9 protein-coding genes are annotated in these 12,631 nt (G+C 57.6%); 2 read left to right on the forward strand and 7 right to left on the reverse strand.

Annotation, left to right across the window (positions count from 1 at the left end; all coding sequences use genetic code 11):
* Positions 1-110: 110 nt before the first annotated feature.
* Positions 111-2,213: an EAL domain-containing protein gene (locus JWR17_RS22780; RefSeq protein WP_299835056.1), complete on the forward strand. Its 2,103-nt coding sequence runs from the start codon at positions 111-113 to the stop codon at positions 2,211-2,213.
* A gap of 74 nt (positions 2,214-2,287) precedes the next feature.
* Positions 2,288-3,034 (forward strand): SDR family oxidoreductase, encoded by a 747-nt coding sequence (locus JWR17_RS22785; protein ID WP_299835058.1) that lies wholly within the window; start codon positions 2,288-2,290, stop codon positions 3,032-3,034.
* Positions 3,035-3,049: 15 nt separating this feature from the next.
* Here the strand turns inward: JWR17_RS22785 and mapR are convergent, their stop codons facing one another.
* The 7 genes from mapR to JWR17_RS22820 form a co-directional block, all read right to left on the reverse strand.
* Positions 3,050-4,465, reverse strand: a complete 1,416-nt coding sequence (gene mapR / locus JWR17_RS22790) for a GntR family transcriptional regulator MpaR (protein WP_299835060.1) — start codon at positions 4,463-4,465, stop codon at positions 3,050-3,052.
* A gap of 56 nt (positions 4,466-4,521) precedes the next feature.
* The gene (gene ccoG / locus JWR17_RS22795) at positions 4,522-5,931 is read right to left on the reverse strand and encodes a cytochrome c oxidase accessory protein CcoG (RefSeq protein WP_299835062.1); all 1,410 of its coding nucleotides are present in this window, start codon (positions 5,929-5,931) and stop codon (positions 4,522-4,524) included.
* 206 nt (positions 5,932-6,137) lie between these two features.
* A complete protein-coding gene (locus JWR17_RS22800; protein ID WP_299835063.1) occupies positions 6,138-7,199 on the reverse strand; it encodes a HAMP domain-containing sensor histidine kinase in 1,062 nt (353 codons plus the stop codon).
* Positions 7,196-7,951, reverse strand: a complete 756-nt coding sequence (locus tag JWR17_RS22805; RefSeq protein WP_299835065.1) for a response regulator — start codon at positions 7,949-7,951, stop codon at positions 7,196-7,198. The genes JWR17_RS22800 and JWR17_RS22805 overlap by 4 nt, the downstream gene beginning before the upstream one ends.
* 174 nt (positions 7,952-8,125) lie before the next feature.
* Complete coding sequence (locus JWR17_RS22810) at positions 8,126-9,208, reverse strand: fimbrial protein (RefSeq protein ID WP_299835067.1); 1,083 nt, start codon at positions 9,206-9,208, stop codon at positions 8,126-8,128.
* Between the two features lie 64 nt (positions 9,209-9,272).
* Positions 9,273-11,717, reverse strand: a complete 2,445-nt coding sequence (locus JWR17_RS22815; RefSeq protein ID WP_299835338.1) for a fimbria/pilus outer membrane usher protein — start codon at positions 11,715-11,717, stop codon at positions 9,273-9,275.
* Between the two features lie 110 nt (positions 11,718-11,827).
* Entirely contained in the window at positions 11,828-12,583 is a 756-nt protein-coding gene (locus tag JWR17_RS22820) for a molecular chaperone (RefSeq protein ID WP_299835069.1), read from the reverse strand.
* Positions 12,584-12,631 lie beyond the last annotated feature (48 nt).

Raw genomic sequence — 12,631 nt, forward strand, 5'->3', positions numbered from 1 at the left:
TATGGCACCGGATTCCGTTAAACAGCCGGCGACATTCTGTACAGGTTCAGTACAATCGCTAACTTCCCGCGGGCAGGAATTTGTCGACTGCCCGGTTCACGAGAAGTCACATGCCGATAGGTAGTTACACCCCCTCGCTGGTCCTGATTTCCATACTTGTGGCGATGCTGGCGTCTTATACAGCGCTTGACCTCGCGGGTCGGATCGCCACCGCTAAAGGTCAAGGGGCCTATCTGTGGATAGGGGGTGGTGCGTTGGCCATGGGCATTGGCATCTGGTCAATGCACTTCATTGGCATGCTCGCATTCCATCTGCCCATCGAATTGGGTTTCGACTTGCCGATCACCTTGTTGTCACTGCTGATCGCAATTCTGGCGTCCGGCTTCGCCTTATGGCTGGTAAGTCAGCCGCAACTGCCGATGCTGCAGCTGGGCTTTGGTGCGCTGATCATGGGTGCGGGCATCAGCGGTATGCATTACTGCGGAATGGCCGCGCTGCGTATGCAGCCCGCCATCGAATACGACCCCATACGCCTTGCTTTGTCACTGCTGATCGCGTTCAGCGCTTCGGCTGCCGCGTTGTGGGTCGCCTTTCGCCTGCGTCAGCAAACTCCGTATGTGCGGCTGTTTCGCGCTGGAGCAGCAGTGTTCATGGGCATGGCGATCGCGGGCATGCATTACACCGGCATGTCCGCCGCAGTGTTCGCGGATGGCAGTTTCTGTGGCGCGGTCGGCACCGGACTGGCGGTCGACGGGCTGGACAAGCTGGTGCTGGTCACGAGTCTGGCAGTGTTGAGCATCGCGTTACTGACCTCGATCCTCGACGCTCGGCTGGAGTCACGTACCGCCGAGCTGTCCAACTCATTGAGCGTGGCCAACCGCGAACTGACGCAACTGGCGCTGCACGATACGCTCACTGGCCTGCCTAATCGCATGTTGTTGGCCGACCGAATAGAACAGGCCATGCGCAACGCTCAAGAACACCACGGTTGTTTCGCGTTGATGTTCTTGGATCTGGACGGTTTTAAACCGGTCAACGATGCGTTTGGTCACCACATGGGTGATCAATTGCTGCGCGAAGTTGCGCTGCGCCTTCGTGAAGACATGAACGGCCTCAATACCTTGGCCCGAATCGGCGGCGATGAGTTCGTGCTGTTGGTTGAATTAGCTGAGCGCGATGACGCTCCGGGGTTTGCTGCTCGCCAGGTCACCTTGCTCAGTCAGCCTTTTATCGTTGCGCAGAACAGTGTGCAAATCTCTGCGAGCATTGGTATCGCGCTCTACCCCGGAAACGGCGAAACCCAGCATGAATTGTTGATGAATGCTGACGTTGCGATGTATCACGCCAAGGCCGCCGGGAAAAACGGCTACAGTTTTTTCGACGCGTCGATGAACACCAATGCACGCAATCTGCTGCAGTTACAGCAGGATTTGCGGAACGGACTCAAGGAACAACAGTTTTGCCTGTACTACCAGCCCAAATTTGACGCCATAACGGGGCAGCCAATCGGCGCTGAAGCACTGTTACGCTGGCATCATCCACAGCATGGGCTGCTGTTGCCGGACAGGTTTATTGGCCTGGCAGAAAAGACCGGCTTGATCATTCCCATTGGCGACTGGGTACTCAATGAAGCCTGTCGGCAGATGCGGGTCTGGTTCGAGTTGGGCTATAGCCATTGGCGAATGGCGGTCAACCTTTCTGCGTTGCAGTTTGGCCATGACGGGTTGGTCGGCAGCGTTGCCTCGGCGCTGGCGATGCACCAACTACCGGCCAACAGCTTGACCCTGGAAATCACTGAAACCACTGCCATGAATGACGCCGACGCGAGCATGACCGTGCTGCGACAGTTGGCTGACATGGGCGTTGATTTGTCTATCGACGATTTCGGCACGGGTTATTCGAGCCTGATGTACCTCAAGCGTTTACCGGCCAATGAAATCAAAATCGACCGGGGGTTTGTTCGCGATCTGGAGCACGACAGCGACGACGCTGCCATTGTCTCGGCCATCGTTGCCCTGGGCCAGGCATTGGGTTTGCGCATCGTTGCCGAAGGGGTCGAGACTGACAAGCAGCAGAGCTTTCTGACCGAGCTCGGTTGCGATTCGTTACAAGGCTTTCTACTGGGGCATCCGTTGCCCGCTGAGAAATTCATGGCGGACATCAGTGCGGCCGAAGGGAAGGCGCGGGCACAAACGGACGCATCCAAGGTTTGATTTTCACGGTCGCGCTTGGTAAAACGGCTAGGTCAGGCTGACAACCTTCAGGTACGCCCATCAGGTATACACACATGGACAAAGTCATTCTCATCACCGGCGGCTCACGCGGCATAGGTGCCGCCACTGCCTTGCTGGCCGCCCGTGAGGGCTATCGAGTCTGCATCAATTACCTGTCCGACCATGAAGCGGCCGAGCGGACATGTGCGCAGGTCCGCGAATTGGGCGCGCAGGTAATGCTCGTGCAGGCGGACGCCAGTGATGAAGACCAGATTATTGGAATGTATTCGAGAATCGACGCCGAGTTTGGCCCGGTGACTGCGCTGGTTAACAATGCGGGGACCGTAGCCCAAGCTTCCCGGGTCGAGGAAATGTCCGAGTTTCGTTTGCTGCGGATGATGAAAACCAACGTGGTCGGGGCGATTCTATGTGCCAAGCATGCGTTGCTGCGGATGTCCCCGCGCTACGGTGGCAAGGGCGGCGGTATCGTTAATGTGTCCTCAGCCGCCTCGCGTCTGGGCTCGGCTGGGGAATACGTTGATTATGCCGCGTCCAAAGGTGCGGTCGACTCTTTCACCATCGGCCTTGCACGTGAACTGGCGGGCGAGGGCATTCGAGTCAACGCAGTGCGTCCCGGTTATATCCATACCGATTTTCACGCCCTGAGCGGCGATCCGCATCGGGTCAGCAAGCTTGAGCCCGGCATCCCCATGGGCCGTGGCGGCGTCGCCGAAGAGGTGGCCGAGGCGATTATCTGGCTGCTGTCGGAAAAAGCCAGCTATGCCACCGGAACGTTTATCGATTTGGCTGGCGGAAAATAGTCGCGTCTGGCGCAGTCAAAACGAACGGATGATCCGCCCAAGGGTTTCCATGGCTTTTTCCGCAACTACATTCCATGGGCTGCCGTAGTTAAGGCGGATGCAGTTACGAAAGCGCTGGGTCGGCGAAAATATCGGCCCGGGCGCGATGCTGATGCCTTGGGCCAGCGCCATTTGAAACAGCTTCAGCGAATTCATGTGTTCGGGTAATTCCAGCCAAAGAAAGTAACCACCCGCAGGCTGGCTGACGCGGGTTTGTGCCGGGAAATAGCGGACGATAGCGCTAAGCATTGCGGCTTGTTGTTCCTCAAGCGCGTACCGCAGCTTACGCAAATGCCGGTCGTAGCCGCCGTGTTGCAGGTAGTCGGCAATCGCCGCTTGGGCCGGCATTGATGCACAGAGCGACGTCATTAATTTCAACCGCTCGACTTTCTGCGCATAGCGCCCAGCCGCCACCCAGCCGATTCGATAACCCGGCGCAAGGCTCTTGGCGAACGACCCGCAATGCATCACCAGCCCCTCGGTGTCGAACGCTTTGGCCGGTTTCGGTGCGTGGGCGCCGTAATACAGCTCGGCATAGACGTCGTCTTCAATCAGCGGTACCTGGTGTTTCCGCAACAACGCGACCAAGTCACGTTTTTTGGCTTCAGGCAGGGTGGCGCCCATAGGGTTTTGAAAACTGGTCATGCACCAACACGCTTTAATCGGATGACGTTCGAGGGTCTGCGCAAGTACGCCCAGGTCAATGCCGTCCCGTGGATGCACCGGTATTTCAACCGCCTTGAGTTTGAGTCGTTCCAGAGTCTGCAAGCAGGCATAAAACGCCGGTGCTTCAATGGCCACCAGGTCGCCCGGTTGAGTGACCGCTTGCAGACACAGGTTCAGCGCTTCCAGTGCGCCGTTGGTGATGATCAATTCCTCCATGGGTAACATCAAACCGCCGACCATGTACCTCAGGGCAATTTGTCGCCGCAACTGCGGATTACCGGGCGACATGTCGGTCACCACCCATCGCGGGTCCATGTTGCGGGCAGCGCTGGATAGCGAACGCGCCAGGCGCGGCAGGGGAAACAACATCGGGCTCGGGAAAGCGGAGCCGAAGGGTACGGTTTGCGGGTCTTTGATAGAGTCCAGCACCGAAAACACCAGCTCGCTGACATCGACATCGACTTCGGTGGAGTCGCTGACATGGCTGCTGACCACGGGTTCCGAAAACTGCCAGGGCGCGTTGTGGGTGACGAAATACCCGGAGCGCGGTCGCGCCCGAATCAGCCCGCGACGCTCCAACAGGTAATACGCCTGGAAAACCGTTGACGGACTGACGCCGTACGTCTGGCTCGCGTAGCGCACCGACGGCACCCGTTCGCCGGGGCCGAGCACCCCGGAGCGGATCAGTTCAGCGATATCCTCGGCAAACTTTTCATAACGTTTCATCGGTACTCGCTGGCTAACAACCTGTGAAGAATCGTACGTGAAGCGCTTTGACCTGATCATCGGTTCAGCGGCGCTACAAAGCGGCTGGTTGCCTGGCTATGAACGCTGGAGTCATGATCGTCTACCACTTGGAAATCGATACGTTGCGAGCTGCTGGTCGGACGCTCCGCGAGCATCGCCACCGACACTGGAATGTCGATAATCTCACCGGGGGCGAGGCTGATGGTGGTCTTGCCGTGGAATTCAAAGCCGTCGGCGACCATCTTCAGATGATACTGCTGTGACTGCTGAGTCTTGTTTATGATTTTCAGGCTGTAGATATTTTCGATCTGGCCCTGGCTATTTTCACGGAACAGACCCCGGTCTTTGCTGACGTCCAGCGAGACCATGGGTCGTTGGACCAAGGCCATGACCAGTGCGCCGATCATCAACGTCAACACGGCGCAGTAACCTATCAGGCGCGGTCGCATTAATCGCGTTTTTCCGCCTTCCAGGGTGCGCTCGGAGGTGTAACCGACCAGCCCGCGTGCATAGCCCATTTTGTCCATGATCGAATCACAGGCATCGATGCAGGCTGCGCAGCCAATGCACTCCATTTGCAGACCGTCGCGGATGTCGATGCCGGTGGGACACACCTGCACGCACACTTGGCAATCGATGCAATCACCCAGTCCCACGGAAGCAGGCTCGACTTCACGTTTACGCGGGCCGCGATGCTCGCCGCGTGCGGCGTTATAGGAAACGGTGAGCGTGTCTTTGTCGAACATCACGCTTTGAAAGCGCGCGTAAGGGCACATGTGCATGCACACGGCTTCACGTAACCAGCCGGCATTGATATAGGTGGCGGCGGTGAAAAACAGTACCCAGAACAAACTGACGCCGCTGAGGTGTAAGGTCAGCAATTCCATGGCCAGCGGCCGAATCGGGGTGAAGTAGCCAATAAACGTCAGGCCGGTCAACAGGCTGATAGCCAACCATAACGTATGTTTAATCGAGCGCCGCAGCAGCTTGTTGATTCCCCATGGCGCGGCTTGCAGCTTTATTCGCTGATTGCGTTCGCCTTCAGTGACCTTCTCGCACCACATGAATATCCAGGTCCAGGTGCTTTGCGGGCAGGTATAACCACACCAGACGCGCCCGGCAAACACCGTGATCGCAAACAAGCCAAAGGCACAGATGATCAGCAGTGCAGACAGCAGGATGAAATCTTGCGGCCAGAACGTTGCACCAAAGATATGGAATTTGCTATCAGCCAGATCCCAAAGCACCGCCTGGCGTCCGCTCCAGTTCAGCCATACCGTGCCAAAAAACAGCAAAAACAAAACCCCAGTGCCGCTCAACCGCAACGTGCGAAACAGCCCCGTGAAACTGCGGGAATGAATCAGGTTATCGCTGGATTTGGGCTTGGCGTTAGCGCGTGAGGGTTCAAGCGGTTCAATGATCTGGACGGGGATGCGTTCGCTCATGGTGGGTACTCATTAGCCTCGATCAGGCCGATGAACTATGGGCGTGCAACTGTTTGCATAACAGACTCAGGTATTTGAATAAAAAGCGGATCAGATGACGAAATGTCCAACGGTCTTACTGGGTTTTACCGACGTTGTTGCAAGCCAGACTTGCCTGCCAAGCGCGTACAGGGGTCCCACAGAAAGATTGCAATCGGTGTGGGAATTTACCCCCGCGGTAAATCAAGCACTACGGTCAGGCCGCCGCCAAGGGTTTGTTGCAATTGCAGGTCGCCGCCCATTCGCCGTGCGGCTTCGCGGGCAATGGTCATGCCCATGCCGACCCCGCCGGAGTTGCGGTTGCGCGAGCTTTCCAGGCGATAAAACGGCTCGAACACCGCCTCTCGTTGCTCGGGGGCTATACCGGGACCACGGTCGACCACTCGGATCTGGACCGCCTGCGCACTGTCCTGAATATCGATGTGAGCGTGGCCGGCATAGCGCAGGGCATTATCGATCAGGTTGTTCAAGCACGACCGCAAGGCCATTGGCTGTGCCTTGAGCGGCGCGCAATGGCCGTGGCATTGCACGTCATCACCTTGGTCCTGAGCGTTCTCGGTGAGGGAATCAACCAGTGCTTGCAGATCGAAAAGCTGTGGTGCCTCGCGGGTGCGTTGCTCGTTCAGATAGGTCAGTGTGGCATCAAGCATGCCGATCATGTCGTCCAGGTCCTGGGACATTTGCCCGTGCAGCTTTGGCTCTTCGATCTGCTCGACCCGCAGTTTCAAACGCGAGAGTGGCGTGCGCAGGTCGTGGGACATGGCCGCGAGCATTCGCCCACGTTGTTGTACCTGTTCACGGATGCGCTGCTGCATCAGGTTGAAGGTTTGGGCCGCCTTTCGCGCTTCATAAGGCCCGCTAATTTCCAAGGGCGGGCTGTCGAGGTTTTCGCTTAAACGTTCAGCGGCCTCGCTCATGCGCCGGATAGGCCGGCTCAGGGCCTTGGCGCCGTACCACGCGGCGACCACCAACGTGATCAGCTGGAACACCAAGGGCACGATTGGTCCGCCAAAAAATGGCGGCCTTCCGGGCGGATGCTGCGAAGGCGGTCGGAAACGTTCAAAGCGCGGACCAGGGGCTTCGTGCTCCGTGGAAAACGGCGGCGGCGGTGGCGCAGGCGGCGGGCCGTAGTGCATGAACCACATAAAGGCCAACAAATGCGCTAACAGAATAGCCAGCAATGCACCGCCGAAAAGCCTGGCAAACAGGCTGTCAGCCGAACGAATCAACCGATGTCCCTGGCGTCGAAGAGATAACCTTCGCCGCGCACGGTTTTAATCAGCTGCGGCGCTTTGGGATCATCACCCAGCTTCTGCCGCAGGCGCGATACCAGCAGATCAATGCTGCGGTCGAAGGCATCGGTAGTGCGGCCACGGGCAGCGTCGAGCAGTTGCTCGCGGTTAAGTACGCGTCGCGGGCGCTCAAGAAAAACACACAACAAGCGGAACTCGGCATTGGACAGCGGCACCACCAGGCCGTCGGGCGCAGTCAGTTGGCGCATCACGTTGTTCAGTCGCCAGGCATCGAACCGCACAATGGCCCGTGGCTCGCTGCTGCGATCATCACGCACCCGGCGCAGCACGGTTTGAATGCGCGCTACCAGTTCACGGGGCTCGAACGGCTTGGCCATATAATCATCGGCGCCCAGCTCCAGGCCGATGATCCGGTCGGTGGGTTCGCAACGTGCAGTCAGCATCAGGATCGGGATGTCAGAGGTGCCACGCAACCAACGGCACAACGACAAACCGTCTTCACCGGGCAGCATCAGGTCCAGCACTACGACGTCGAACGCCTCTTCTTGCAGCGCCTGGCGCATGGCAACCCCATCGGTGACCCCACGACTCTGAATATTGAAACGCGCCAGGTAATCGCACAAAAGCTCACGTATCGGCACATCGTCATCGACGATCAGTGCACGGGTGTTCCAGCGACGTTCTTCGGCCGGGGCGTTGTCAGGAGTAGGGGTGGGCTCTAGTTGCATGGTGCGATTGTCGCCTGAAGGTTAAGAACAACGCTGCACGCATGCTACTGCGCATACAGACGGGGCGGAAGGCTGTTCTGTCCAGGTGTCGTGGGATTGTCGTGAATGTATCGGGCAGGATACAAAGGCTAGCGGGTCAGGAGGCGACGTTGGTGGCCTCAAGACATCGCGCATTTACATAAAGCTGATGGTGAAGCTCAAGGAGCCCTTGGCTTCTCCCGCAACGATAGTTTGGGCATCACCGGTCTGGTAGTAGCGTGCGCTCAATCTCAGCACCGTATTGCCGGGTGAAATCGGCATCAAGGGGACGTCACGGCCCAGCGCTACGGGCGTGATACCGTCGCCGCGCAAAATCTGAATGGCCACACCCCTGGCGTCAGAATCCGTAGTCAGGGTGAACCCGCCTTCAACGTCGGGGATAGGCACCGAGCCATTCACACCGTCAAGACGAATGGTTGCCCAGGCAACGGTAACGTCGTTAGGATCGCTCTCACAGTTGCCCAGGGCAATTGAAAAAGGGGTGGGGATTGTGCCGTAACCGGGACCGGTGAAATCCGAGGAGCGCCGTTCGCCGAGGTCCACCGGATTATCACTGACCACCGAGATGTCGCATTGCGCCTGGATCACGGTTGCCTTGACGTTGAAGTAAAACGCTGGATCGATCTGTGAAAATCGCGTGCTGAACACTTGGGTGTCCACCGTCTGGGGGCCGGAAGCGATGGGGCCGGTCTTGATCAATGTGGCATTTCCCAGCAGCGTGATGATGCGCAGAGGGTCCTGCGTTGGCTCCCTTAATATCGCACTGAACGGTACGGTAGGCCCTTGGGCGACCGGTACGAAAGAGTCAGGAGCAACCCCATCAAACGGATGGCCGAGTTTAATTCTTACCCCCACCCCCGCAATACCGGTCTGGAATACTTTGCCGGTGACATCTTCACCGCCAACAGGAGGCAGCGGGTTTGGAAAGATCGGCGCCACCTGAACAGTACTAAATGCCAGGACGCTGCCCACTTGGTTTTCACACTGCACGTAACGGCCATCGGCTGTCGTAGTAACGAACGGACGATCCAATTGGCCAATGACACTTCCGATGGATGCATGTCGCGGCACGTAAACCGAGCCGATATTGAGATTAAACGTATAGGGTGCCGGATTGGCCCCCGGTCTGATTTCGCAAAAGCTCGCGGCAAACGCAGTTGTGCCCTGCAAGCCGGCCAAGAGCGCCAGAGCTGAGGTAAAAAGTAAAATTGATTTCATTGTGGTGTCCTGGGCAATCAGGGCACGAGCCTTGCTCCGGTGCCCTTGAAAAGGGGGGCCGCCGTTAAGCTCTGAGGCACATCAAGGTTTGCAACCGATAACCCTGCTTCAGGTCCATGGATGCCGGAATTACCCGCAGTTGGCACTGATGTTCGGCCAGTTCGCCCCAACGCACGGTCAACGTCTGCGGTTCGGCGTGTGTGGACAACAGCATCTGTCCAGCCTGACCGACAATACTTAATACGGCGCCTGTGGCATCGCTGACTTGCGCGCCAAAAGGCAGAGGGCGGCCGTCGGGGCTATGCCCGGTGATAACCAATCGATTCACGGAACGAGCAGCAAACGTCGCCTTGACCACCGCGCCGCGTCGAGGAACGACCTGCGCAGAGCCGTTATCGATTTCTATCTCGGGCCCCAGTTGGTCGGTTTGTAGCACCACCGAGTTGACACGGTACGGACGTAAGGACGGAACCAGGGCGTATCCCTTTTCATTGGTACGCGCCCCTGTGGCATTCATCACCCCGACCCCGGCAATCCCCGGGACGTGCACCAGCGCTGAGGTGTCACCCATGTAGGATCCCAATTCGACGCCGTCAGCATGCAGCAGCACTGCCCCGCTGGCGTTAAGCGACAGATTGCGCGAGTCGCTGCCTTGAGTGATACCAACACCGACGCTGGCCACCGACGCTTGGTAGCCGAGCGACAGTGATGTGGATTGCTGGCGGTTTTCGTCGCTAGACAACGAAGCACTGTAGTTCAGGCGGTTTTGATCCGTGCTGCCGGTCAGACGGGCCGCCTGATTATAGCGACCGCCGTTTTCCCTGAAGTCCAGTGTTGCGCGGTTCGAATGGCCGAAATCCAGAGGGAAAGACAAGCTGAGTCCCATCTGTCGATCGTCGCCCAATCCACCTTCGCTCAGGGGCTGAGAGGCGAACAGGCTGTAGGTTATGCCCTTGTATTGGGTATTGACGTTGAATTGAAACTGCCGTTGCTGGTAATCGGAACTCCAGAAGTCTTCCTGTGACCAGGTCAAATTGATTGAACTTGCATCGCCCAGGTTTTGCATCACCGCTGCCTCCAGCCGACTGCGGCGGCCGCCCCGGAAGGTGGACTCGCGGCGCCGTTCACGCACGGCTTCGTCGAAGTCGCGATAGCCCTCTGTCGAGTAGCGATAACCGGCGAAGCGCAAACTGGTATTGGTCTGGAATGATTTGCCGTATTTGATGGCGTAGCTCATGCCGTCCACGCGCCGGGCCGTCAGGTTATCGATGTCGGCGCTGGAACGTGTTACATCGAACCCAAGGGCGCCAATGCGCCCCAGATCTTTGGCGATTCCCAGGTTGCTCGCCCGGTAAAAATCACTGGCCAGTACACCGCCGTAAAACGTCGAATCCCACATGCCGCCCATGGCCAGCGTTCCCTGCCAAAGCAATGGATCTTGCAGGTTGCTTGCCGGGTTATATCGACCGAGCGAAGCGCTGTAGCGCCAGACGCCTTCGCGTAGCAAGTTACCGAGTGAGGCGTAAGGTTGCGTAAAGCGCCGGACCTGACCGTCGTCTTCGGTCAGGACGACTTCCAGCTCGCCGCTGCCCCCGGCCGTGCTGAGGTCGTCGATTTCATACGGGCCGGCGCTGACGTACGTGGAGTAAATCGGGTAACCGTTTTGCAACACTTCAACCTTGGCACGGCTTTGAGCGACACCACGAATAACCGGTGCGTACCCTTGGAGTGAGTCCGGCAGCATGCCCAGATCCGTCGCGACAACCATGCCCTTGATTGGCAGACTTCTAAACACGTCGCCTGGGGTGAAGGTTTCGCCAAGGGTCAGGTTTGCATGGGTCCCCGGCACGTCGCGTTGCGCGTAGGTGTAAGCGCGGACCCACTCGCGGTTGCCGTCCGAGGTTTGACGAAGGGACTGATTGCTGCGCAAGCGCCAGCCGCCAAGATTAATCCCGCTATTAAGTTGCAGGTCATCGGAATGGGTCGATCCACGGCGGCGACTCGAGCCTTGCTGGGCCGAGACTTGATAGTTGAAAAACGCGGCGTTAATGCCGGCATCCCAACGTATGGGGTCGACATAGCCGATGCTATCGCGGCGCATGGCAATGTGCGGAATGGACAATGCCAATTTCATCTGGCCGCCGTCGAACTCCACGTGGGAGCCAGGTACCAATCTGATGAGATCAATGCAGCCCATCTGCAAACCGTTGAGTTCCTCCAGGCGGTCAATGCGCAGGCCTGCTTGCTCCAGCAACGCCTGTGAAAGGCAAGGTACTAACTGAGCGCCGTCAGGGCTTGACATGAACTCGATCTCACGCTCTTCCAGGAAGGCCTGGTTGACTGATACTTCAACCCGATACCGGCCAGGCGCCAGGCTGTGTTCATTCGCCAGGGCTTTCAACGAAAGTGCGCCGGCGTCCGCGCTGTGGGCTGAGTTCTGACGCATGAAGCCGGACTGAAACTCAAGGATTTCGGTTGCCAATATGGCTTCAGACTTCCCCAAAACCATACCGCTGCTACCGATGATGAACCACTGAGCCAGGCGCAGGCGACAGGGAGGGCGCCATCCACTGAATGAAAGCGTCATGGAAAAGTTCCAGGCAAATGTATCTCGTGGGGTTAAAATTTCGAATCAACCGATGCGCTTAAGGGAGGGGTTGTTGCACCGTAATCGTTGATCGCTGAAAACGTTACGCGCAGGTCGTTGCTCGCTTTGATGGCGCTTAACGGGTAGGTCTGGCTTGACATAGGCTCGACCATTGCCGGGCTGCTCAGATGCTCTTGTTGGCCAGCGCCGGAAAGGCCGATACGAATAAAAGAAACATGGAAAGGGGTCGGGTTATCTACGCGCAGGAGTGAGTTGCCGCTCACGGTATTGATTGACCACTTAAGATCCTTCATACGCGCTGCAGGACTGTCCTTTAGTTCGCTGGGACGATAGAACAGCTTAAGTCGTGAGCGCAGGGCAATGTTCAGAAAGTTACCGTTATTACCTGCCTCGACGTGTGGAATTTCTTGCACATTAAAATAGAACAATGACTCGCGGTCTTTGGGAAGTTCATTGGGCAAGCCGTTGATCTGCACCTGTTGTTCTTTCCCTCCATCGAGTCGAAACAGCGGTGGCGATGAGATGAACGGCACTGCGGTTGTCGTGTCGTCGGTGGCGGTATTGATCCAGGTCTGTACCGCATAAACAGAGGTGCCTGGATTAGTAACAATCAATGAAACGCTGCGTTTGTCGCTTTCAAATACCACACGGGTACCATTGATGGTCAAGGCTGCCTGGCTGGCAGGCATATAACTGGCCATGACCAGGGTAGCCATGCAGGTAAAAAGGGTAGGCCCGAGGGCGCTGAAACGGAATATGCCAAACATCTACAAATACCTATGACCGAAGCGCGAAACGCACCGGATACATCAAGA

The sequence above is a fragment of the Pseudomonas sp. genome (assembly GCF_028293835.1).
GTDB lineage: Bacteria > Pseudomonadota > Gammaproteobacteria > Pseudomonadales > Pseudomonadaceae > Aquipseudomonas.

What these genes read in the sequence shown, in the direction of transcription:
- JWR17_RS22780 (WP_299835056.1), top strand. Translation starts at nt 111, where the DNA reads ATGCCGATAGGTAGTTACACCCCCTCGCTGGTCCTGATTTCCATACTT.
- JWR17_RS22785 (WP_299835058.1), top strand. Translation starts at nt 2,288, where the DNA reads ATGGACAAAGTCATTCTCATCACCGGCGGCTCACGCGGCATAGGTGCC.
- mapR (WP_299835060.1), bottom strand. Translation starts at nt 4,465, where the DNA reads ATGAAACGTTATGAAAAGTTTGCCGAGGATATCGCTGAACTGATCCGC.
- ccoG (WP_299835062.1), bottom strand. Translation starts at nt 5,931, where the DNA reads ATGAGCGAACGCATCCCCGTCCAGATCATTGAACCGCTTGAACCCTCA.
- JWR17_RS22805 (WP_299835065.1), bottom strand. Translation starts at nt 7,951, where the DNA reads ATGCAACTAGAGCCCACCCCTACTCCTGACAACGCCCCGGCCGAAGAA.
- JWR17_RS22810 (WP_299835067.1), bottom strand. Translation starts at nt 9,208, where the DNA reads ATGAAATCAATTTTACTTTTTACCTCAGCTCTGGCGCTCTTGGCCGGC.
- JWR17_RS22815 (WP_299835338.1), bottom strand. Translation starts at nt 11,717, where the DNA reads ATGGTTTTGGGGAAGTCTGAAGCCATATTGGCAACCGAAATCCTTGAG.
- JWR17_RS22820 (WP_299835069.1), bottom strand. Translation starts at nt 12,583, where the DNA reads ATGTTTGGCATATTCCGTTTCAGCGCCCTCGGGCCTACCCTTTTTACC.